Genomic DNA, 21,707 nt, shown 5'->3' with positions numbered 1-21,707 from the left:
ATTTGACCATGTGGACAAAAGTCCGCACCCGTTCCATAGTTCCGCGTCTGATTTCGGAACAGCCGGCTCGACACGGCTGTCAAACAGAGGGGCACTAGATGGAAAACCGGAAAAACAAATCGCAATCGACCGGCCTGTCGCGGCGCGACGTGCTGGAACTCGGCGCACTTGGCCTGGCCGCAGCCATGCTGCCGGGTGCAGCCTTCGCCAAGGACAAGAAGCTGAAGGTGGCGGCGATCTTCGCCACGCCGATCGAGGAGCCGTGGGACAACCAGATCCACGTCGCCCTGCAGAAGGCCGAGAAGGAACTCGGCATCGAATACACATGGTCGGAAAAGGTGCAGACCGCCGATTTCAGCCGCGTCATGCGCGAATATGCGCAAGGCGGGTATCAGCTGGTGCTGGGCGACGCCTTCGCCGCCGAGCGTGAATCGCGCCGCACGGCAAAGCAGTTCCCGAAGACGGCATGGCTGTTCGGCTCGGGCGCCGGCCCGGCCGAGCCCAATTTCGGCGTCTTCGACAACTGGATCCACGAGCCGGCCTATCTCTCCGGCATGATCGCCGGCAAGATGTCGAAGTCGGGCACGATCGGCGCGGTGGCGGCCATGGGCATTCCGGAAGTGAACCGGCTGGTCAACGCCTTCTTTGCCGGCGCCAAGGAGGTCAATCCCAACATCAAGAAGAAGGTCGCCTTCATTGGCTCGTTCTTCGATCCGCCCAAGGCCAAGGAAGCGGCGGTCGCCCAGATCGATGCCGGCGTCGATGTCATCTATGCGGAGCGCTTCGGCGTCATCGAGGCGGCGGTGGACAAGAAGATCCTCGCCATCTCCAACATGTCCGACCAGTCGAGCCTCGGCCCCGACACGGTCATAACCGGGCCGGTCTGGGACATGTATCGGACGGTCGAGCAGGCGATCAAGCTGGTCAAGGCCGGTGTCTTCACCGCGCAGGACTATGGCGATTTCTCGCGCATGGCCAAGGGCGGGTCGTTCCTGGCGCCCTACCATAAATTCGACAAGACGCTGCCGGCGGATGTGAAGGATCTGGTCGAGAAGAAGAAGGCCGAGATCCTGGAAGGCAATTTCCGGGTGGATGTCGACGAGAACACGCCGGTTTCGGATTAGGCGCTTTTTACCCTCCCGCTTGTGGGGAGGGTCGATCCGCGAAGCGGATCGGGGTGGGGGTCTTCGGCGCCGCACCCCCACCCTGTCTTCCGATCTACGCTTCGCTGCGATCATAAGCCGGCCCTCCCCACAAGGGGGAGGGTGAAGACTCGCGCAGCCCTCCGCAGGAGCACCTTTGTCCGCCCCTCTCATCGAAATGCGCGCCATCACCAAGAGCTTCGGCGCCGTCAAGGCGAATGAGGCTGTCGATCTAAGCGTCGCCCCAGGTGAGATCCTCGGCCTGCTGGGCGAAAACGGCGCCGGCAAGACGACGCTGATGAATGTGCTGTTCGGCGCCTATGCGCCGGATGCCGGCGAAATTCTTATCCAGGGCAAGACCGTGCGGATCACCAGTTCGGCCGATGCGCTGGCCGCCGGCATCGGCATGGTGCACCAGCATTTTCATTTGGCGCCAAGGCTGACGGTCCTGGAAAACCTTCTGATTGGCATTCCCGGCAAATCCGGCCGCATCGACCGCGCCGGCGGACTTGCCCGGTTGTCCGACATCAGCCGTCAGTATGGGCTGACGCTGGACCCCAACCTGCCTGTCTCCGCGCTGTCGGTCGGCGAGCAGCAGCGGCTCGAAATCGTCAAGGCGCTGTTTCGCGGCGCCAGGCTGTTGATCCTCGACGAGCCGACGGCGGTGTTGGCGCCGAGCGAGGTCGACGGGCTGTTTTCGGCGCTGCGCTCGATGGCGGCGCAGGGGCTCGGCATCATCTTCATCTCGCATAAATTGAACGAGGTGCGGGCGCTCACCCATCGCTGCACCGTGTTGCGGCACGGCCGCGTCGCCGGCCGTGTCGACGATCCGGCGAACACGACATCGGCAGAAATGGCGCAGCTGATGTGCGGCCATGAGATCGTGCCGCCGGCAAGAGGACCTTCGACCCCAGGCGCGGCGGTGCTGACGCTCGACGGTATTTCCACCTCACGGCATTCGGGGACGCCGCTGCGCGATGTATCGCTTGCCGTTCGCGCGGGCGAAATCCTCGGCATTGCCGGGGTCTCCGGCAATGGCCAGCGGGCACTGGCCGAGGTGATTTCCGGCACGCGCGCGCCCGACGCCGGCGTGATGACGATAGCCGGCAAACCTGTGACGCGGTTCTCCCCGCGCGAGGTGCAGGCGCTCGGCCTTGGCCGCATCCCGGAAGACCGTATGACGACCGGGCTGGTCACCAATCTGCCGCTCGCCGATTCCATGGTGTTGCCGCGCATTGGTACTGCGGCTTTCAGCAGCCGGGGCCTGCTCAAGCCAGATGCGATCCGCGCCTTCGCCGAAGAACAGATCAAGGCCTATGACATCAGGTGCCCCGGGCCGATGACCCGCGCCGGCGCGCTGTCGGGCGGCAATCTGCAGAAGGCGCTGCTGGCGCGCGAACTGGCTTTCGACCCGAAGGTGCTGATCGTCTCGCAGCCGACGCGCGGCCTCGACATCGGTGCCGCCCGCTTCATCCACGAAAAATTCCTCGACATGCGTGCCAAGGGCTGCGGGATCATCGTCATCGGCGAGGATCTCGAAGAGCTGCTGGTGCTCTGCGACCGCATCGCGGTGATGTATGAGGGCCGCATCGCCGGCACGCTGGACAGCGCCGATGCGACCATCGCGCGGCTTGGGCTGCTGATGACCGGGGCGGAGGGCAGAGCCTAGATGGACTTTCTCACTCGGTTCCTCGCAGAAACCTCAAATAATACTGCCCGCTTTTGGCTGACTTTAAGCGTCAGCGCTGCCCCTCACCTGCCTGCCGGCATCCTCTCCCCGTATAGAGACGGGGAGAGGGGCTCTCACCCATGGTTTCGCCAATCACCACAGCTGCAAGAGGGGAGTTGCATAGGGCCCGGATCCCTTCTCCCCGTGTCTATTCGGGGAGAAGGTGCCGGCAGGCGGATGAAGGGCGGCGCGACCGTCTGGGCGGCGGAGGGGCATAGCTGATGTTCCGCCTCGAAGCCCGCAGTTCCACCCCCGCCTGGTTCAATCTCGCTTTGCCGCTGCTGGCCATCGGCGCAGCGCTGGTCCTGTGCAGCGGCCTCATCGCGCTGGCAGGCGCCGGCGTGCTTGAGGCCTATGGCGTGATGCTGTCGGCCTCGTTCGGCGACAGCTATGCCATCACCGAAACGCTGGTGCGCGCCGCCCCGATGATCTTCACCGGGCTGGCTGTGGCCGTCGCCTTCCGGGCCAAATTCTGGAACATCGGCGCCGAGGGCCAATTGCTGGCCGGCGCCGTGGCCAGCTGCTTCGTCGGCGCCATCCCAATGCCGGGCGCGCTGGCGATCCTGTCGATGGCGCTGGCGGGCGCTGCTGCCGGTGCCGCGGTAGCGCTGGTGCCCGCGACGCTCAGGGTCAAATTCAAGGTGGATGACGTCGTCAGCTCGCTGCTGCTCAACTCGGTCATCTACTATGCGCTGATGGCGCTGATCGAGGGGCCGTGGAAGGACCCGTTCAGCGGCTATCCGATCTCGCCGCCGATCGAGGATTCGGCGAATTTCCCGGTGCTGCTCGAAGGCACAAGGCTGCATCTGGGTGTCATCGCCGCGTTGATCGCGGCCCCGTTGATCTGGTTCCTGATCGTGCGCACCACGCTCGGCTTCCGGATCAGGGTCACCGGCGAAAGCCCGGAAGCCGCCCGCTATGGCGGCATACATGTCGAGCGGGTGCTGATCTCGACGGCGCTGCTGTCGGGCGCGCTGGCCGGGCTTGCCGGCGTCGGCGAGGTCGGCGGCGTGCATTTCCAGGTGATGAGCGACATTTCGCCGGGCTATGGCTATTCCGGCATCGTCGTTGCCATGCTGGCCAGGCTCAATCCGCTCGGCGTCGTACCGGCGGCGATCTTCCTGGCCGCCGTGATGACCGGCGCCGAAGCGATGTCGCGCGCCACCGGCGTGCCGGCGTTCCTCAGCGATGTCATCCAGGGCACGGCGCTGCTCGCCATGCTGGTGGCGCTGCTGTTCACGGCCTATCGCATCCGCCGCGTCGGTGCCGCCTTATGAGCGCGGTGTTCGAACAGATCTTTCAGGTCGGCTTCCTCGCCGCCATTATCCGCATCGCCACGCCGCTGGCATTTGCCACGCTGGGCGAGATGTTCTCCGAGCGGGCCGGCGTGCTCAATCTCGGTATCGAAGGCATCATGCTGCTCTGCGCGATGACCGGCTTCACCGCCGCCAGCCTCAGCGGCAGCCTGTGGCTCGGCGTGCTGGCCGCGGTGTTGACCGGCATGGCGATGAGTGCGCTGCATGCGCTGTTCACCGTGGCGCTCGGCCTCAGCCAGCATGTCTGCGGCATCGGCGTTACTTTGTTCTCGTCCGGCCTTGCCTATTTCCTCTACCGTCTGACCTTCGGCCAGCAATCGGTGCCGCCCAGCATCAAGGGTTTTCAGACGGTGCCGATCCCGCTGCTGTCGGATATTCCGGTTCTGGGGTCAGCGGTTTTCAACCAGTTTGCGCTGGTCTACTTGGCAATCATTGCCATCCCGCTCGCTGCTTTCGTGCTCTACCGCACGCCTTGGGGGCTGTCGGTGCGGATGGTCGGCGAGAACCCGCGCGCCGCTGATTCCGCTGGGGTCAGCGTCATCGCCACGCGCTTCCAGGCGGTCATCCTCGGCGGTGCGCTGATGGGGCTTGCGGGCGCCTTCCTCACCATGGCACAGTTCAACGCCTTCACCTTTGGTGTCGTGTCGGGCCGTGGCTGGGTGGCGATCGCGCTGGTCGTGTTCGGCCGCTGGGACCCGTGGCGCTCTGCGGGCGCGGCGCTGCTGTTCGCCTTCGTCGATGCGCTACAATTGCGCATGCAGGCGAGCGGCCTCGGGCATATTCCCTATGAGACGTTCTTGATGCTGCCGTTCATTTTCACCATCGTCGCGATGGCCGTGATGTCACGCAACGCGGTTGCGCCGTCGGCGCTGCTGAAGCCGTTTCGACGAGAAGAGCGGTAAGCGAGTAGGACTTGGCGCCCTTCCTCTCCCCCGATCGACGGGGGAGAGGAAGGGCGCCAAGCCTGGGATACTCACATCGCCGTAAAACCATTATCGACAAACAGATGCGTGCCGTTAACGAAGCTGGACTCATCGCTGGCGAGGTACAGCGCTGCCTTGGCCACTTCCTCCGGCTCACCGATGCGGCCCTGCTGTGCGGCCAATGCGGCGTCCGATACGTCGACGCCGATCTTGCCGAGATCGGCGACCTCGCGCAGGCCGTGCGGCGTGCGGATGAAGCCGGGACAGACGGCGTTGCAGCGTATGTTGCGGTCGCGGAATTCGACTGCGATGGCGCGCGCGAACATGTGGCAGGCGCCCTTGGTGGTGTCGTAGAGCACCTCCATGGGTGTGGCCGCCACAGCCGAGATCGACGAGGTGCAGACGATCGAACCGCCACCGGCAGCGATCATGCCCGGGAGCACGGCGCGCGTCATCAGGAACATAGAGCGGACATTGACCGCATGCAGCCAGTCCCATTCCTGCACTGTCGTCTCCAGGAACGGCTTTATCACGATGGTGCCGGCATGGTTGAACAACACCGTGGCCGGGCCGAGCCTGGCAGCCGCCGCCTTCACTGCGGCCTCGACCTGCGCCTCGTCCGAGACGTCGGCCACCCAGTGTTCGGCGATATGTCCCCGCGCGCGTATCGCCGCCGCAGTGGCTGCCGCCGCCTCGCCATTGCGGTCGATGATCGCCACCTTGGCGCCCTCGGCGGCGAACAATTCCGAGGCCGCTCCGCCTATTCCGGTCGCGCCGCCCGAGATGATTGCAATCTTGCCGGCTAGTCTTGTACCCATGTTCTGCTCCCCGTTCCCGATCGAAATGATCCGCATTTACGCCGGAATCGCGATGCTATCGCCTATGCAGACGTCGGCCAAGCTTGTCGCTCGCTTGTCTCCAACAGGGGTCTCCCAGCAATGCCAAACCAAATAATAAGGAATACTGAGAAAATCATTCTACATATCTCCAAAAAATAGCACTCGACAAAGTCTACTGATTTTATAGATTAATCCGCAAGACGGAGGTCGATATGTCCTATATCCAGAACGCCGAGACGGACCGCACCAGCCAGAGGCTGGCCAATAGCCAGGCTTTCCGCCCGGCCTATGCCGGCGCTTTCGCCTATCTCGTCTTTGCCCTTGCGTTCGTGTTCACCGGGGCAGTCGTGCTCGGCTTGATTCCCTGACCGATCAGGCCGAAAGGGTGGCGACCTAGCGCTTTCAGTGAGTGACCGGAGTTGATGAACCGAACGCGGACGCGCTTTGGCGCTGATGCTTGTTTTTACGCATGTCGTCGTCTCAAAACCGGGGGCGACATACATCCAACGTGATGGAGGAGATGGCAATGCCGATCGAGTTCACGCATGTTCCCGGTAAAACGCACGCCGCCGATGCCGGTTCGGCCGTACCGTTCTTCTATGATTTCGTCGAGACGGCGACCAAGCTGTCGCTGATCGAGGATTCCGGCTTCCAGAACATCGTCGTCGACGACCCGGCCGGGCTGTTGACCAATATGGACATCGCCGCCCAGGCGCTGGACCGCACCTCGTCGCTGGAAGTGGTGCTGACGCACTGGGCCGGCGTGATCGCGCCAGCCGTTGCGGCGCGGCAACTGGCGGCGCTCGACGCCAGGAGCGGCGGCCGGCTGGCGCTGAGGATGCTGAGCGAGCCGCTGGATGACGACGATGCCGAGACGCGTCCGGTCGGCCACACCGTGGTCTGGCAGCGTATCGACGAATATCTGGTGCTGCTGAAGCGGCTGTGGTCGAACGACCGGCCCTTCGACCATGAAGGTGCATTCTACAGCATCAAGGGTGGCTATGTGCCGCGCAAGGGGCCGCATGGCGTCGACGTGATCATCCGCATGGGTGGCCAGTCCGGCACCGCGCTCAAGGTCGCCGGCCGCCATGCCGACGTGTTTGAACTCACGGCTGGTTCGCTCGACGAGATCCGCCAGCTGATGGAACGGGCGCGCAGCGCCGCCGCCGAGCATGGCCGCGCCGGCAAGCTGCGTTTTGCGCTTCCGGTCCGGGTCCGCTCGGAGGGTGGCGCCTCTACCGTCGGCCACAAGGCGGTCGAACTTTCCGGACCACCGGCGCAGATCGCCCTGTCGCTGCTGCCCTATGCGGCGCTGGGCATCAGCGAGTTCATGATCGTCGGTGTCGACCGGCCGCGCGAGATCGCCAGCGTCGGCCGCGAGACGATCGCGCTCTTGCGCAACTCGCTGGCACGCCGGGAGGCGGAGGTGCCGCAGCCCGGCGCGTTTGCCTCGCGGGGCGGGTCGGATATTCACGCAGGGTGAATTTGCGGGTGGAATGAAAGCTATTTCGTAGCGTTCCTTCACACCCCCCTCTGCCCTGCCGGGCATCTCCCCCGCAAGGGGGGAGATTGGCAGCTTCGAGGTATCGCTCAGCTCTTCGACGTTGGAGAGTGGCGAAAGCGGTTGAGCACTTGATCTCCCTCCTTGCGGGGGAGATGGCCGGCAGGCCAGAGGGGGGTGCTGCCCCTCCAGCGTCAAATGGTTCCCAACGCCTTCGCTTTGGTAATCTAACCAGCTTTCCCACTCGACCGCTCCAGCGCCTCCAGCACCGCGCCAGATTCCGTCAGCGCACCAAACACCCCGTCCTCCACCGTCACCATATGCAGCGCCGCGTCATGCGCGTATTGGTCGCCGCTGGCGCAGGCGTCGGCGATGGTCAGGCACTGGAAATTGAGGTCGCAGGCCTCGCGCAGCGTCGTGTGCACGCAGACATCGGTCGTGCAGCCGGAAAAGATCAGATGGGTGATGCCGCGTGCGCGCAGCACAAGCTCCAGATCCGTATAGGTGAAGGCGCTGTTGCAGGTCTTGTCGACGATGATGTCGTGCGGCGCGACGTCGATCTCGGCGACGATCTGAAAGCCGGGGCCGGAGCGCAGCAGCACGTCGGTGCCTTCTAGACCCGCCCGCTTGCGGCGCCATCTCTCGTACGGCGTCATGTCGGCCATGTCGCCGCGATATCCCTGCCTGGTGTGAATGATGGTAAGGCCGGCCGCGCGTGCCGCTGATATCAGTCGGTTGACCGTAGGCAGGATGGCGCGCAGCGGCGCGGGGTCATAACCCTTCCTGGCGAAATAGCCGGTCGGCGAGAGGAAATCCTCCTGCAGGTCGATGACCAGCAGCCCGGTGTTTGCCGGCACCAGCCGGCCGTCATAGGGGAAATCGAACGGTATCGCCTTGATCATCGCAGCCTGCCTCAATTGCTGCTCGGCATCGTGGCCCAGCAACCCTGGGCCGTCCATCCCTCGGTGCGACGACACCAGGTAGACCGATGCCAGGACGATGTGCCGTTGAGACATCGCGCCCACAATCGTCGGCCAAAAAGCCATCTTGTTTGTTGACTACAAAGCTCATGTTTTATAGTCAAGCAGGGGCACTCGGCCGCCTGAATTGTTTTCCAGCGGCGGTGCCGCGTTTGAGAGAAGCCAGAATCCGTGGCTGGAGTTTTCGGGGTCGAGATGGGGGTGTTCCCGCATCCCGTCACCGGCCAGCCGATCGGTTACGTGCAATGACGAAGCGAGGACGAAGCGTGTCCAGAAATGGTTTGTTGGCGGCGCTGGCCGCGGTCATGCTGTCGGCCGGCAGCGCTGCTACGCAAGAGCAGCCAAACACGCAGCCCAGGGTGACGACTGTGCCCGCTGCAGATCCCCAGTCGGCGCCAACCGTAGTCGAACAGCCCGCACCGGCTGCGCCTGTCGCGCCGGCTTCGCCAACTGCCGGGCAGGCGGCGCCGACCGCGCCCCAGCCGGCAAACCAGCCCGGTGCATCCGCGCAGGCCGAGCCTTCGGCAATATCGCTGACGCTGCCGCACGATCTGTCGCCCTGGGGCATGTTCATGGCCGCCGACATCATCGTCAAGGCGGTGATGATCGGGTTGGCCTTCGCCTCGCTCGTCACCTGGACGGTGTGGCTGGCCAAATCGCTGGAGATTCTCTTCGGCAAGCTCGGCGCCCGGCGCGCTGCGCGCGCCATCGGCAATGCCGCCACACTGCGCCAGGCCGGACGCTCGCTTGGCAACAGTGGCGGCCCCGGTGCGCTTTTGGTGCGGGCAGCCGAGGAAGAGACTGCCCTTTCGGCCGGTGCGCTCGGCCATGTTACCGGCGACGGGCTGAAGGAACGAGTGGCGTCGCGCCTGTCGCGCATCGAGGCGGCGGCGGCGCGGCGCGTGTCGCGCGGCACCGGCGTGCTGGCGACGATCGGCTCGACGGCGCCCTTCGTGGGCTTGTTCGGCACCGTCTGGGGCATCATGAACGCCTTCATCGGCATCTCGCAGGCGCAGACCACCAACCTCGCGGTCGTCGCGCCCGGCATCGCCGAGGCGCTGCTCGCCACGGCGATGGGCCTGGTCGCGGCCATTCCCGCAGTGGTCATCTACAACCTCTTTGCAAGGTCGATAGCGGGCTACCGGCAGATTCTTGCCGATGCCTCGGCCGGGGTCGAACGGCTGGTCAGCCGCGATCTCGATTTCCGCACGGTGCCGCAGGCGCCCGCGCTGGCGGCGGAGTGATGGGCCATGGCGGCTAGAATTCGCGAGGCTATCGATGGCGATCTCGAAGAAAACCACGAGATCAATGTCACCCCGTTCATCGACGTCATCCTGGTGCTGCTGATCATCTTCATGGTCGCTGCCCCCTTGGCAACAGTCGACGTCAATGTCGATCTGCCGGGTTCGACGGCGACGCCAACACCCCGGCCGGAAACGCCGCTGTTCCTGACGCTGAAGGACGATCTGACGCTGGCGATCGGCAATGACAGCGTGCCGCGCCAGGCTTTCGCCGCGGTGCTCGACGGCAGAACCAAGGGCGACAAGCAGACCCGCATCTTCCTGCGTGCCGACAAGGCGGTCGGTTATGGCGAGCTGATGGAGGTGATGAACCTGCTGCGCGGCGCCGGTTATCTGAAGATCGCGCTGGTGGGGCTGGAGACGGTGCCGGCGGACGCATCCGCGGCGCACCCGGGCGCCGCCCCGTGACGCAACTGGCCGCCGCCGCCCCCGCGGCCGACCCGCCGCGCGCCGGCGTGCGCGAAATTGGCTTGTGGGCGGCTGCGGCCATTGTCATTGTCGGCGCGCATGTCGCGATCGTCTATGCCGTCCAGAGCTTCAGCCTAGCCAACATGGCCGATGGCGGCCCGCCGCCGGCTGTGACTATCGAGCTGTCGCCGATGATGGTGGCGCCGGCGGTGCAGGAGGACTCGATGGCCGACGTGGTGACGCCCGAGCCGCCGAACCAGATCGAGGAGGCGGGTGCCGAACTCAAGCCCGTCGTGGAGCCCGAGCCCGGTCAGCCAGAGCCGGTCACCGAGAAGACGGAAGCGGTTCAACCCGCCGCTCCGATCGAGACGGCAGCGGCCGAGCAGCCCGATCAATCGCCGCCGCTGGATGAGGTGGTGCCCGACATCGTCCCGACCATAGCGCCGGATGTGGTCATTCCGCCGCCCCAGACCAAGCCGGTGGAGACCAAGCCGGCGGAGACCAAGCCGATCGAGAAGGCGAAGAAGGCTGCCGAAAAACCCAAGCCGAAAGCAAAGAAAGAGAAGAAGGAAAAGGCCGCGCCGGCGAAAGCGGTCGTGACCGCCAGTGTCGATCAAAAGGCAGCGGCGAAGGCGTCGGCGCCGAAGGCTTCGCAATCGAGTGGATCATCAGTCAGTGCAAGCAAATGGAACTCCCAGCTGATCGGATGGATCAATCGGCACAAGCGCTACCCGAGCGCGGCAAGGTCGCGGCGCGCCGTGGGTACCGCAAATGTGACCTTCGTCGTCAGCGCTTCGGGCAAGGTGACCTCCGTCCGGCTGACACGATCTTCGGGGGACGCCGATCTCGATCGCGCCGCGCTCAGCATTCTGCAGGGTGCGACGGTGCCCGCGCCACCGCCTGAGAAGGCCGGTACGGCTGTCGTGGCGCCTTTGATGTTCACGCTGCGGAACTAGAATAAGCCGGACAAGGCCGATCCCATGACCACGTACTTTCCCGCTTGACTGACCCGCCGGACCGAATACGCTAGCGCAAAATACCGGCCTTGGTCGCCGGGCGGCAAACATGCCTCGTATGCCTCGCCCTCCGGCGCTGGCTGCGGGGCATTGTCATTTCTGAGGATCGGTTTGAAACGGCGTATCGAGATCGGCATCCTGTATTCCCGCTCGGGCAGCTACCAGCTGGTCTCCGATGCGTGCCGGATGGGCGCCATGCGCGCCATCGCCGACATCAATGCCGATCGGAGCTATGGCATCGAACTGGTTCCGGTAGAGCGCGATCCGCAAAGTAATGCCGATCGCTACGCGACTTTGTGCGAGGACATTTTCAGGACCAGCAGCGCGCGCCATGTCGTCGGTTGCGTCACCTCGTGGAGCCGCAAGGAAACCATCCCGGTGCTGGAGAAGGCCGGCGGCATGCTCTGGTATGCCTGCCCCTATGAAGGGTTCGAGGCCAACGAGCATGTCGTCTACATGCACGCCTGCCCCAACCAGCATCTGGTTCCGCTGATGGCGCATGTCGTGCCGCGTTTCGGCGCCAACGGCTTCCTGCTCGGCTCGAACTACATTTGGGGCTGGGAGATGAACCGCGTGGCGCGCGACCTGATCGCGGATGCCGGCGGCAAAGTGCTGGGCGAGCGCTATCTGCGCATCGGCGAGACCGACGTGTCGCGGCTGATCGCGGAAATCCGGGCGACGAGGCCGAGCTTCATCCTCAACAATCTGATCGGCACCTCATCCTACGCCTTCCTGGCGGCTTACCGCGAGCTGGGCGATGAGGATGCGGCATTCAGGCCGGAAAACTGCCCCGTCATCTCCTGCAACCTCACCGAAGGCGAGTTGCCGGCGATCGGCGATACAGGGAAAGGGCATCTGTCGGTCGGGCCCTATTTCGCGCCCCGGCCGGCTGCCTTCGCTTCGTCCTTCGAGGCCTCCGCCTATGCCTCGGTGCAGGTGATGGCCGACGTGCTGTCGCGCGACACTGATGCCGGCCCGGCGGAATTTTCCAAAGCCTTCGCCGAGCGGCGCTTCTCCACCCGGCTCGGGCCGATCGCCATCGACGCCCACTCCCAGCACGCGACGCTGCCGGTGATCATCGGCCGGATCGCCGATGGCTTCTTCGAGGTCGTCAGCCAGGAGGATGAGGTCGCGCCGGATCCATATCTGTCGCGCTACGACCCCGCCAACACGTTCGGCCGTCCGCGTCTGAGAGTGGTGTCATGACCCGGACGCGCATCCCCAATCTCGGCGGCGCGCGGGCTTTCATCCTGCATCGCCCGCATCCGACGGTGCAGGCAATCACCAGGCAATTGTCGGCCATCGGCCTGGCTACGATCGACTGCTGGCCGGAATTGCCGCCGGAAGCTCTCGCCGCCGATTTCGTCTTCTTCGATGCCGATCTCGGTTTCGACGAGCAATTCCCGTGGAAGCCGGGCGAGGCGCCGATGCCGCTGGTGGCGCTGATCGGTTCCGAGGCGCCGGGGCGTATCGAATGGGCGCTGTCGCACAAGGCCGATGCGCAGCTGCTGAAGCCGGTCGGCAATGCCGGCGTCTACAGCGCTCTGTTGATCGCGAGACAGAGTTTCGAGGCCCGAAAACATTTAGCCGGCGAGATAGCGTCGCTGCGCCAGCGCGTCGCCGAGCGCCAGACCATCGTGCGCGCGGTGACGGCCTTGTCGAAAGGCAGCGACGACGAGCGCGCCTATGCGCAGCTGCGTTCGCTGGCGATGAGCTGGCAGATCAGCGTCGAGGATGCCGCGCGTCGGATCGTGGCAATGACAAGCGAGGAAGCGACGGGGGAAGAAGGCGGCGATGACCAGTCCCATCGCGCCTGATCTACCGGTGCGCATGCCGGCAAAACCGCGCGCCGGTGTCTGGCGCCGGCTGGTGAAACGCCGCCTCGCGCTGCTCGGCCTGGTCATCGTCGCCATTGTCCTTGCCGGCGCTGTGCTGGCGCCCCGGCTGACCGGCTATGACCCCAACGAGCAGATGTTCGACGGCCTGACCATCGAGGGCTCGCCGCTGCCGCCCAGCGCCCAGTACTGGCTCGGCACCGACCTGCTCGGACGTGACCTCTTGACCCGCATCCTCTACGGCGCCCGCACCTCGCTGATCATCGGCATCGTCGCCAATGGCGTGGCGCTTTTGATCGGCACTTTGGTGGGCGTCACCGCAGGCTATTTCCGCGGCTGGATCGGCAGCGCGCTGATGCGCTTCACCGATCTGATGATGGCGTTCCCGGCGCTGCTGCTCGCCATCTGCCTGGCGGCAGTGTTTCAGCCCAGCCTGTGGATCGTCGCCATGGTCATCGCGCTGGTCAACTGGGTGCAGACGGCGCGTGTCATCTACACCGAGACATCGTCGCTGGCCGAACGCGAGTTCATCGATGCCGAGCGCAGCATCGGGGCGAGTGCGCCGCGCATCCTGTTTCGCCACATCCTGCCGCATCTCCTGCCCACCATCATCGTCTGGGGCACGCTCGGCATCTCCACCACGGTACTGCTGGAGGCGACGCTTTCCTTCCTCGGCATCGGCGTGCAGCCGCCGACGGCGTCGTGGGGCAACATCATTTTCGAGAACCAGACCTATTTCCAGGCCGCGCCCTGGCTGGTGTTCTTCCCCGGCGCCGCAATCCTGGCGTTGGCGCTGGCCTTCAATCTGATCGGCGACGCGCTGCGCGACATCCTCGATCCGACGCAAAGGGGCCGGGAATAATGGGGGGCCGGTCATGATCGCCTATCTCGGCCGCCGGCTGATCCAGTCGCTGCTCATCCTGCTTGGCGTCTCGCTGATCACTTTTGCGCTGCTCTACCTCTTGCCGGCCGACCCGGTGCGGCAGATCGCCGGCCGCAGTGCTACGCCGCAGACCGTGGAAAACATCCGCCAGCAGCTCGGCCTGGACCAGCCTTTCGTCGTCCAGTATTGGCACTACCTGACGAAGCTAATCAGCGGCGATCTCGGCCGCTCCTACATCCAGCGCTCGGAGGTTACCGAGCTCATCGTCTCGCGGCTGCCGGCCAGCCTGCTTTTGATGGTGGGCGCCATATTGTGCGAGTTGCTGATCGGTCTAAGCATGGGGCTGATCGCCGCCGTCAAGCGCGGCTCCGCCACCGACCAGACCCTGATGGTGGCCTCCTTCGTCGGCGTCTCGGCGCCGCAATTCGTCGTCGGCTTATTGCTGCTCTACGTCTTTGCCGTGCGGCTAAGCTGGTTTCCGATCGGCGGCTACGGCACATGGCGCCATCTGGTGCTGCCGTCGTTGACCATGGGCGTACTCGGCGCCGGCTGGTATGCGCGCATGATGCGCTCGTCGATGATAGACGTCCTGCGCCAGGATTATGTCCGCACGGCGCGGGCCAAGGGCCTGGCGCGCAGCGCCATCATATTCCGCCACGCACTGCCGAATGCCATCCTGCCGGTCATCGCCATGATCGGCATCGACATCGGCATCTTCATGGGCGGCATCGTCGTCGTCGAAAGCGTGTTCGGCTGGCCCGGCATCGGTCAGCTGGCGTGGCAGGCGATCCAGCGCGTCGACATTCCGATCATCATGGGCGTCACGCTGGTGTCGGCCTTCGCCATCGTGCTCGGCAATCTGCTCGCCGACATCATCGCGCCGTTCATCGATCCCCGCATCAAGCTCAGATGAAAATGAAACAGAGAAAGGGAACACAACAATGAAAAAGTTTCTCGCATCCACAGTCGCGGCATCCGCCTTGGCCCTCATGCTCGGCATGACAAGCGTCCGCGCCGAAGACACGGTCGATCCCAACGCCAAGCAAGGCGGCGCCATCACCATCACCTACAAGGACGATGTTGCGACCCTCGATCCGGCGATCGGCTATGACTGGCAGAACTGGTCGATGATCAAGAGCCTGTTCGATGGGCTGATGGATTACGAGCCAGGCACCACCAACCTGAAACCCGATCTGGCAGAAAGCTACGAGATTTCGCCCGACGGCCAGACCTTTACCTTCAAGCTGCGCCATGGCGTGAAATTCCACAATGGCCGCGAGATGACGGCCGACGACGTGAAATATTCGCTCGACCGCGTCACCAATCCGAAGACGCAGAGCCCCGGCGCCGGCTTCTTCGGCTCGATCAAGGGCTATGACGATGTCGCTGCCGGCAAGGCCGAAGGCCTTTCCGGCGTCACCGTCGTCGATCCCTACACGGTGAAGTTCGAGCTGACCCGGCCCGACGCCACCTTCCTGCATGTCATGGCCATCAATTTCGCCCATGTCGTGCCGAAGGAAGAGGTCGAGAAATATGGCGCCGATTTCGGCAAGCATCCGGTGGGCACCGGCGCCTTCAAGCTCGCCGAGTGGACACTCGGCCAACGCATCGTCTTCGAGCGCAATGCGGATTACTGGCACAAGGGCCTGCCGCATCTCGACAAGATCACCTTCGAGATCGGCCAGGAACCGATCGTGGCGCTGCTGCGCTTGCAGAAGGGCGAGATCGATGTGCCCGGCGACGGCATTCCGCCGGCAAAATTCCAGGAGGTGATGGCCGATCCCGAGCAGAAGGCGCGCGTCGTCGAAGGCGGTCAGCTGCACACCGGCTACGTCACCATGAACACCACCATGGCGCCGTTCGACAATGTGAAGGTGCGTCAGGCCGTCAACATGGCGCTCAACAAGGCGCGCATCATCCAGATCATCAACGGCCGCGCCGTGCCGGCCAACCAGCCGCTGCCGCCGTCGATGCCGGGCTACGACAAGGAATACAAAGGTTATCCCTATGACGTAGCCAAGGCCAAGGCGCTGCTGGCCGAGGCCGGTCATCCCGATGGTTTCGACACGCAGCTGTTCGCCATGAACACCGATCCCAACCCGCGCATTGCCCAGGCGATCCAGCAGGACCTGGCGGCCATCGGCATCAAGGCCAGCATCCAGTCGCTGGCGCAGGCCAATGTCATCGCCGCCGGCGGTGACAAGGCCGGCGCGCCGATGATCTGGTCGGGCGGCATGGCCTGGATCGCCGACTTCCCCGATCCGTCGAATTTCTACGGCCCGATCCTCGGCTGCGCCGGCGCGGTGCCGGGCGGCTGGAACTGGTCGTGGTACTGCAACAAGGACCTCGACGCCAAGGCGGCCGAGGCGGATTCGGTGGTCGACCCGGCAAAGGCCGGCGAACGCGACAAGATGTGGAGCGCCATCTACGACAAGGTGATGGAAGACGCGCCCTGGGCGCCGGTCTTCAACGAACAGCGCTTCACCATGAAATCCGCGCGCATGGGCGGCGCCGACAACCTCTATGTCGACCCGGTCCATATCCCGATCAACTACGACAATGTGTACGTAAAAGATGTGCAATAACTGCGACTACACCATCCATGGGCGCCACCACCATTTCGGCTGGGACAATTCCTTTGTCCCGGCCGAGCGGGTGGCGCCCGGCGCGACCATCGAGTTCCAGTGCCTCGATGCCGCCGGCGGCCAGCTGAACGCCGACAGCACGGTTGCCGAAATCGCCAAGCTCGACTTCGCCGGGGTCAACCCGGTGACCGGGCCGATCTTCGTCGAGGGCGCCGAGCCGGGTGACGCGCTCAAGGTGACGATCGAGATGTTCAAACCGTCCGGCTTCGGCTGGACGGCGAACATTCCGGGTTTCGGCCTGCTCGCCGACGACTTCACGGAACCGGCGCTGAACATCTGGAAATACGATGCAGCCGCGCTCGAACCGGCGCTGTTCGGGAAAAACGCGCGCGTGCCACTGAAGCCGTTCGCCGGCACCATCGGCAATGCGCCGGCTGAGATGGGGCTTCACTCGGTGGTGCCGCCACGGCGGGTCGGCGGCAATCTCGACATCCGCGATCTCGCTGCCGGCACGACGCTCTATCTGCCGGTTGAGGTGGCCGGCGCGCTGTTCTCGGTCGGCGATACGCACGCCGCACAAGGCGATGGCGAGGTCTGCGGCACGGCGATCGAGAGCCCGATGGACGTCGTGCTCAAGCTCGACCTTGTCAAGGACGCCAGGCTGAAGACGCCGCGCTTCACCACGCCGGGCCCGGTGACGCGCCATCTCGACGCCAAGGGTTACGAGGTGACGACGGGGATTGGGCCGGATCTGATGGCGGGCGCGAAGGAGGCGGTGGAGCAGATGGTCGATCTGCTCGCTGGGCGTTACCAGATCGATCCGGTCGAGGCCTATATGCTGGCCTCGGTGTGTGGTGACCTGCGCATCAGCGAGATCGTCGACATGCCGAATTGGGTGGTGTCGTTCTATTTTCCGCGTTGCGTGTTTGAATGATGTCAGGTCGGCGCTGCACCCCCACCCCGCTGTTTCGCAGCGACCCTCCCCACAAGGCGGAGGGTAAAGCGCTGCCGCCCTACCTCCCCCTTGTGGGGAGGTCGGACCGGAGGTCCGGGTGGGGGTCAGCGCCAAGGTTTGTGCGAATGGTGCGACGAAACCAATCCGTCGCAGGGCTCCACCTACCATGACCCTCGCCGACAACCCCATCCTCTCCATCGCCAACCTCTCGGTCAGCGTGCGCGGCGAGGACGGCGAGCGCGATGTAGTCTCCAACCTGTCGCTGACACTGGCGCGCGGCGAGACGCTCTGCATTGCCGGCGAATCCGGTTCCGGCAAATCGATGACCGCGCTGGCGATCATGCAGCTCTTGCCGCAGCCTGCCGCTCGCATATCGTCAGGCACGATCCATCTTGGCGAAACCGATCTAGCTGGTCTCGACGAGCGCCAGATGCGCCGCATTCGCGGTGACCGCATCGCCATGATTTTCCAGGAGCCGATGACCTCGCTCAACCCGGTGCTGTCGATCGGCCGGCAGCTGACGGAATCCATCGAGGCGCATACCAGCCTGTCGCGGGCCGAGGCCCGCCAGCGCGCCGTCGAGGCGTTGAAGGCGGTGCGCATTTCGGAGGCGGAAAGCCGGCTAAAGCAGTTTCCGCACGAACTCTCCGGCGGCATGCGCCAGCGGGTGATGATCGCCATGGCGCTGGCGCTCGAGCCCGACGTGCTGATCGCCGATGAGCCGACGACGGCGCTCGACGTCACCGTGCAAGGCGAAGTGCTGGAGCTGTTGCGCGACCTGCAGCGCCAGCATGGCACCAGCGTCATCCTGATCACCCACGATATGGGCGTGGTTGCCGAAATGGCCGACCGGGTCATCGTCATGCGCGACGGCCGCATGGTCGAAGAAGGCACGACATCGGATATTTTTGCCCGCCCGCAGGCCGACTATACGCGCGAACTGCTGGCTGCCGTGCCGCGCATCGGCAGTGGTGTCGGTCGACAGAAATCCAGGGATGCGATTGACGTCTTGGAGCCGGCCAATGTCGCCGAGGTCAACGACCTGCATGTCCGCTTCGATCTGCGTGGCGGCATCTTTGGCCAGGTCACCCGCCGCGTCCACGCCGTCGAGGGCGTCAGCTTCTCGATCGCGCCCAACGAAACGCTCGCTCTGGTCGGCGAATCCGGCTGCGGCAAGTCGACCACCGCCAAGGCGCTGGCCGGACTGGCGCCGTATAGCGGCGACATCGTCATTGGCGGGCGCAATCTCTCCGGTCTTGGCCGCGACGAACGCAAGGCGGTGCGCCGTGACGTCCAGATGATTTTCCAGGATCCCTTCGCCTCGCTCGATCCGCGCATGCGCGTCGGCGACCTCGTTGCCGAGCCGCTGGTGATCCATGGCATCGCTTCGAAGGACGAGCGCCGGGAACGGGTGGCGGCGCTGTTCGAGCGTGTCGGCCTGTCGGCCGAACAGATGGAGCTTTACCCGCACGAATTCTCCGGTGGCCAGCGCCAGCGCGTCTGCATCGCCCGAGCGCTGGCGCTACGACCAAAACTGATCATCGCTGACGAAAGCGTCTCCGCGCTCGACGTCTCGGTGCAGGCGCGTGTGCTCGATTTGCTGAAGGAATTGCAGCGCGAATTCGGCGTCGCCTATCTCTTCATCTCGCACGACATGGCGGTGGTCGAGAACATTTCCGACCGCGTTGCCGTCATGTATCTCGGCCAGATCGTCGAGATGGGCACGCGCGACCAGGTGTTTTCCAACCCGCGCCATCCCTATACGAGGCGGCTGATCGAAGCGGTGCCGGTGCCCGATCCGGCCCAGCGCAGAAGCCGCTTCGCCCGCCTCGACCAGGAGATACCGAGCGCCACCCGCAGGATCGGCGAGGCGCCGCTGAAGCTGGCTCTGAACGATGTCGGCAACGGCCATCTGGTTGCTGCAGAAAGCTGAGCCGCACTGGCTGGCGATTGCAGCTTTACCTTGTTAAGCACAACCAGGACTTGTCATCTCGGGTTTACCACGCCTTAGGTAGATGACGGCCACTATACGGTCGGCGTTCTTGCCCTGGGGGAAAGCAGTGCTCAAGGCGGTTCTGCAGCTGCTGCCGGGTCGGTTCATGGATGTGCGCATGCGCGTATCCGCCGACTACGAGACGCGCGTCGTGGAGCGGCCCGGGCGCTGGATGAAGGCTGCCGAACTGGAGCAGCTGAGCAGCGATCTGCGGCTGGTAGCGTCCAAGACACTGAAGTTCGGCAGCCTGACCTATGGCGTGTTTTCCGGCGACCGCAGCCGGCTGGAACATTCCATCATCACCATTGTCTACCGGCGCAGCGACGGGCAGCCGATCGCCTTCAACTCGCTGGCGCTGATGGAGATATCGCTCGCCGGCAAGCCCTATGAAGTCTTGCACCTCGGTCTGGTCATGATCGATCCCGATGAGCGCAGCCGCGGGCTGAGCTGGATCCTCTACGGCCTGACCTGCTTCCTGATGTTTTTGCGCAATCAACTGCGGCCGATCTGGATTTCCAATGTCACCCAGGTACCCGCCGTCGTCGGCATGGTCGCCGAGGCCTTCAGCAACGTGTTTCCGGGGCCGCATGCAGGCGCGCGGCGCTCGCTCACCCATGTGCTTTTGGCGCGGCAGATCATGGCACGCCATCGCCATGTCTTCGGTGTCGGGCCGGAAGCCGGTTTCGATGAAGAGCGTTTTGTCATCACCAATGCCTATACCGGCGGCTCGGACGATCTGAAGAAAACCTTCGATGAGGCGGCCAAGCACCGCGAGGAGACCTTTAACGAGTTCTGCCGCAAGGAACTCGACTACGGGCGCGGCGACGATGTGCTGCAGATCGGCCAGATGAGTTTCCAGTCCGCGCGCACCTATCTCGCCGACGCGGTTCCGCGCGGCTCGCTTGCCGCCCTTGCGGTAGCAGGTGCGGCGGCCACGCTGCAGCGGCTGGTTTTGCCGGTGGTACACTGGGCGGATAGCAGCCGCCAATGGAATGTGCTGAGACCATGGACACGCTGATGGCTTCATCCGTGATGATGCCTGGGTGTGAGCTGATGGGCGCTGACCGATGAACCTCGACGACACGCTCGTGGCCGACACCATCACCTCGCTGGCGGCGCTGTTCGGGCTGCTGATCGTGATATCGGTCGTCGGCGGGCGCGACACCGGCGATCCGCTGTCGCGGCGTTTTCTGTTCGGTTTGCGGGTGCTGACGGTTCTGCTCGCCTGCCGCATCCTCGACTGGACTACCGGCCTCGCACTCTTCCGCTTCGTCACCATCGCGGCGGCGGGCCTGCTGCCGCTGGCCGCACTGCTGCTGACCGAGGGGCTGTTGCGCCGGCATGCGCCGTTTGCGCTAAAGTTCTTTGCCGCCGGCGGCGCCCTGCTGTTTCTACTGCTGGCGCCGATCCCGGAACGCTTTGCCGAGCCATGGCGGATGGCGGTACTACTTGCCTTCCAGTTCGGAGGTTTTCTCGCCATCGGCTGGCTGGTGATGACGCGCGATCGCGACAGCCTGTCGGCGGCCGAAAACCGCACGGTCGAGCGCATGGCGCTGTCGCTGCTGTTGATCATTCCGTTCATGGTCACCGACTACCGGCCCGGCCTGTTCGAAGTGCCGGTTCGGCTTGGCGGCATCGCCATCCTGTTCCTGTGTTGGCTGACGATCGGCCTTGGACGCGCGAGCCTCGGCCATCGCGACACGATCGGCGCCTTTACCGTGATTACGCTGAGCTCGGTTTTCGCCGGGCTGGCGCTGGGCGGCATCGACGATCTCGGCTGGCGCGGCAGTGTGCAGGGCGTGGTGATCGTGCTTTCGGCGACGCTGCTGGCAGTCATCTACAATGACAGCGTCAGCCTCACCGCGGAGAAGCGCCGCGACTCGTTGCTGAAGCATATGGCCGAGGGCGACCTCACCGATTCGGCGCGCTTCCTGCGCGGCCTGCAGAGCCATATTCTTGTCGACGGTGCGCTGATCCTGCCGGCAGCCGACCTCGGTGATTTCGACCTGAAGGTGCTGGCCCGTGCACTAGAGCAGGAGCCCGTGCGCTCGCTCGCCGATACGCAGCCGGGGGCGCCAGTCGACCAGGATATACGCGAGCAGCTGGCCTGGCTGTTCGAGAAATTTGAGGCGACCCATGTGCTGCTGGCGACGCTCGAGCCGTTGACCGTGGTGGCGCTCAACATGCCGGCGCTGGCATCGTCGCCGGGCGTGGAAATGGAGCTGCGGGCAGTCCAGCGCATGGCGATGCTGATCTCGCAGCGGCATGCGAAGGGTTGATCATACTGAACGGGCCGGCTCT

At 64.6% G+C, this 21,707-nt stretch carries 20 protein-coding genes; 18 read left to right on the top strand and 2 right to left on the bottom strand.

Annotated elements, in window-relative coordinates; genetic code table 11:
• Positions 1-98 precede the first annotated feature (98 nt).
• The 4 genes from X756_RS149575 (at position 99) to X756_RS149590 (ending at position 5,089) form a co-directional block, all read left to right on the top strand.
• The gene (locus X756_RS149575) at positions 99-1,124 is read left to right on the top strand and encodes a BMP family protein (RefSeq protein WP_023730208.1); all 1,026 of its coding nucleotides are present in this window, start codon (positions 99-101) and stop codon (positions 1,122-1,124) included.
• A 175-nt stretch (positions 1,125-1,299) separates the two neighbouring features.
• Entirely contained in the window at positions 1,300-2,811 is a 1,512-nt protein-coding gene (locus X756_RS149580; RefSeq protein ID WP_023730207.1) for an ABC transporter ATP-binding protein, read from the top strand.
• A gap of 281 nt (positions 2,812-3,092) precedes the next feature.
• Positions 3,093-4,148: an ABC transporter permease gene (locus X756_RS149585; protein WP_023730206.1), complete on the top strand. Its 1,056-nt coding sequence runs from the start codon at positions 3,093-3,095 to the stop codon at positions 4,146-4,148.
• Complete coding sequence (locus X756_RS149590) at positions 4,145-5,089, top strand: ABC transporter permease (RefSeq protein ID WP_023694455.1); 945 nt, start codon at positions 4,145-4,147, stop codon at positions 5,087-5,089. Before X756_RS149585 ends, X756_RS149590 begins: the two co-directional genes overlap by 4 nt.
• 71 nt (positions 5,090-5,160) lie before the next feature.
• On the opposite strand, the gene X756_RS149595 is transcribed toward X756_RS149590, so the two are convergent.
• Positions 5,161-5,928, bottom strand: coding sequence for an SDR family oxidoreductase (locus X756_RS149595; RefSeq protein ID WP_023730205.1), 768 nt, complete (start codon positions 5,926-5,928; stop codon positions 5,161-5,163).
• A 233-nt stretch (positions 5,929-6,161) separates the two neighbouring features.
• Between X756_RS149595 and X756_RS1000000167575 the strand changes: the two genes are divergently transcribed.
• Both X756_RS1000000167575 and X756_RS149600 read left to right on the top strand, forming a co-directional pair.
• Positions 6,162-6,317, top strand: coding sequence for a hypothetical protein (locus X756_RS1000000167575; protein WP_023670454.1), 156 nt, complete (start codon positions 6,162-6,164; stop codon positions 6,315-6,317).
• A gap of 158 nt (positions 6,318-6,475) precedes the next feature.
• Positions 6,476-7,432 (top strand): LLM class flavin-dependent oxidoreductase, encoded by a 957-nt coding sequence (locus X756_RS149600; RefSeq protein ID WP_023726079.1) that lies wholly within the window; start codon positions 6,476-6,478, stop codon positions 7,430-7,432.
• Between the two features lie 245 nt (positions 7,433-7,677).
• Here the strand turns inward: X756_RS149600 and X756_RS149605 are convergent, their stop codons facing one another.
• Positions 7,678-8,352, bottom strand: coding sequence for an isochorismatase family cysteine hydrolase (locus tag X756_RS149605; protein WP_023730204.1), 675 nt, complete (start codon positions 8,350-8,352; stop codon positions 7,678-7,680).
• 344 nt (positions 8,353-8,696) lie between these two features.
• On the opposite strand from X756_RS149605, the gene exbB reads away from it, so the two are divergent.
• From exbB to X756_RS149665, 12 genes are all read left to right on the top strand, one after another.
• Positions 8,697-9,674 (top strand): tonB-system energizer ExbB, encoded by a 978-nt coding sequence (gene exbB / locus X756_RS149610; RefSeq protein ID WP_023730203.1) that lies wholly within the window; start codon positions 8,697-8,699, stop codon positions 9,672-9,674.
• 6 nt (positions 9,675-9,680) lie between these two features.
• A complete protein-coding gene (gene exbD / locus X756_RS149615; protein WP_023730202.1) occupies positions 9,681-10,139 on the top strand; it encodes a TonB system transport protein ExbD in 459 nt (152 codons plus the stop codon).
• Entirely contained in the window at positions 10,136-11,095 is a 960-nt protein-coding gene (locus X756_RS149620; protein ID WP_023730201.1) for an energy transducer TonB, read from the top strand. The genes exbD and X756_RS149620 overlap by 4 nt, the downstream gene beginning before the upstream one ends.
• A 171-nt stretch (positions 11,096-11,266) precedes the next feature.
• The gene (locus tag X756_RS149625; protein ID WP_023668588.1) at positions 11,267-12,361 is read left to right on the top strand and encodes a transporter substrate-binding protein; all 1,095 of its coding nucleotides are present in this window, start codon (positions 11,267-11,269) and stop codon (positions 12,359-12,361) included.
• Complete coding sequence (locus X756_RS149630; protein ID WP_023668589.1) at positions 12,358-12,972, top strand: ANTAR domain-containing protein; 615 nt, start codon at positions 12,358-12,360, stop codon at positions 12,970-12,972. Before X756_RS149625 ends, X756_RS149630 begins: the two co-directional genes overlap by 4 nt.
• Positions 12,950-13,852, top strand: a complete 903-nt coding sequence (locus X756_RS149635) for an ABC transporter permease (protein WP_023668590.1) — start codon at positions 12,950-12,952, stop codon at positions 13,850-13,852. Before X756_RS149630 ends, X756_RS149635 begins: the two co-directional genes overlap by 23 nt.
• A gap of 13 nt (positions 13,853-13,865) precedes the next feature.
• Entirely contained in the window at positions 13,866-14,786 is a 921-nt protein-coding gene (locus X756_RS149640; protein ID WP_023668591.1) for an ABC transporter permease, read from the top strand.
• A 28-nt stretch (positions 14,787-14,814) separates the two neighbouring features.
• Complete coding sequence (locus X756_RS149645) at positions 14,815-16,458, top strand: ABC transporter substrate-binding protein (protein ID WP_023681456.1); 1,644 nt, start codon at positions 14,815-14,817, stop codon at positions 16,456-16,458.
• Positions 16,448-17,392 (top strand): acetamidase/formamidase family protein, encoded by a 945-nt coding sequence (locus X756_RS149650; RefSeq protein ID WP_023730200.1) that lies wholly within the window; start codon positions 16,448-16,450, stop codon positions 17,390-17,392. The genes X756_RS149645 and X756_RS149650 overlap by 11 nt, the downstream gene beginning before the upstream one ends.
• A 187-nt stretch (positions 17,393-17,579) precedes the next feature.
• Positions 17,580-19,346 (top strand): ABC transporter ATP-binding protein, encoded by a 1,767-nt coding sequence (locus X756_RS149655; protein ID WP_023730199.1) that lies wholly within the window; start codon positions 17,580-17,582, stop codon positions 19,344-19,346.
• Positions 19,347-19,473: 127 nt separating this feature from the next.
• Positions 19,474-20,424 carry a hypothetical protein gene (locus X756_RS149660; protein ID WP_031238722.1) on the top strand — a complete coding sequence of 317 codons (951 nt, stop codon included), beginning with the start codon at positions 19,474-19,476 and terminating at the stop codon, positions 20,422-20,424.
• A gap of 49 nt (positions 20,425-20,473) precedes the next feature.
• Complete coding sequence (locus X756_RS149665; protein ID WP_023730197.1) at positions 20,474-21,685, top strand: hypothetical protein; 1,212 nt, start codon at positions 20,474-20,476, stop codon at positions 21,683-21,685.
• Positions 21,686-21,707 lie beyond the last annotated feature (22 nt).

The sequence above is a fragment of the Mesorhizobium sp. LNJC405B00 genome (assembly GCF_000502615.1).
GTDB lineage: Bacteria > Pseudomonadota > Alphaproteobacteria > Rhizobiales > Rhizobiaceae > Mesorhizobium.
The sequence above is the reverse complement of the archived record's forward strand: the minus strand, read 5'-3'. Positions and strand labels throughout refer to the sequence as shown.

Bases quoted from the DNA above. Each gene is read 5' to 3' on its own strand.
- X756_RS149575 (WP_023730208.1), top strand. From the start codon at position 99: ATGGAAAACCGGAAAAACAAATCGCAATCGACCGGCCTGTCGCGGCGC.
- X756_RS149585 (WP_023730206.1), top strand. From the start codon at position 3,093: ATGTTCCGCCTCGAAGCCCGCAGTTCCACCCCCGCCTGGTTCAATCTC.
- X756_RS149590 (WP_023694455.1), top strand. From the start codon at position 4,145: ATGAGCGCGGTGTTCGAACAGATCTTTCAGGTCGGCTTCCTCGCCGCC.
- X756_RS149595 (WP_023730205.1), bottom strand. From the start codon at position 5,928: ATGGGTACAAGACTAGCCGGCAAGATTGCAATCATCTCGGGCGGCGCG.
- X756_RS1000000167575 (WP_023670454.1), top strand. From the start codon at position 6,162: ATGTCCTATATCCAGAACGCCGAGACGGACCGCACCAGCCAGAGGCTG.
- X756_RS149600 (WP_023726079.1), top strand. From the start codon at position 6,476: ATGCCGATCGAGTTCACGCATGTTCCCGGTAAAACGCACGCCGCCGAT.
- X756_RS149605 (WP_023730204.1), bottom strand. From the start codon at position 8,352: ATGATCAAGGCGATACCGTTCGATTTCCCCTATGACGGCCGGCTGGTG.
- exbD (WP_023730202.1), top strand. From the start codon at position 9,681: ATGGCGGCTAGAATTCGCGAGGCTATCGATGGCGATCTCGAAGAAAAC.
- X756_RS149630 (WP_023668589.1), top strand. From the start codon at position 12,358: ATGACCCGGACGCGCATCCCCAATCTCGGCGGCGCGCGGGCTTTCATC.
- X756_RS149635 (WP_023668590.1), top strand. From the start codon at position 12,950: ATGACCAGTCCCATCGCGCCTGATCTACCGGTGCGCATGCCGGCAAAA.
- X756_RS149640 (WP_023668591.1), top strand. From the start codon at position 13,866: ATGATCGCCTATCTCGGCCGCCGGCTGATCCAGTCGCTGCTCATCCTG.
- X756_RS149645 (WP_023681456.1), top strand. From the start codon at position 14,815: ATGAAAAAGTTTCTCGCATCCACAGTCGCGGCATCCGCCTTGGCCCTC.
- X756_RS149650 (WP_023730200.1), top strand. From the start codon at position 16,448: ATGTGCAATAACTGCGACTACACCATCCATGGGCGCCACCACCATTTC.
- X756_RS149655 (WP_023730199.1), top strand. From the start codon at position 17,580: ATGACCCTCGCCGACAACCCCATCCTCTCCATCGCCAACCTCTCGGTC.
- X756_RS149665 (WP_023730197.1), top strand. From the start codon at position 20,474: ATGAACCTCGACGACACGCTCGTGGCCGACACCATCACCTCGCTGGCG.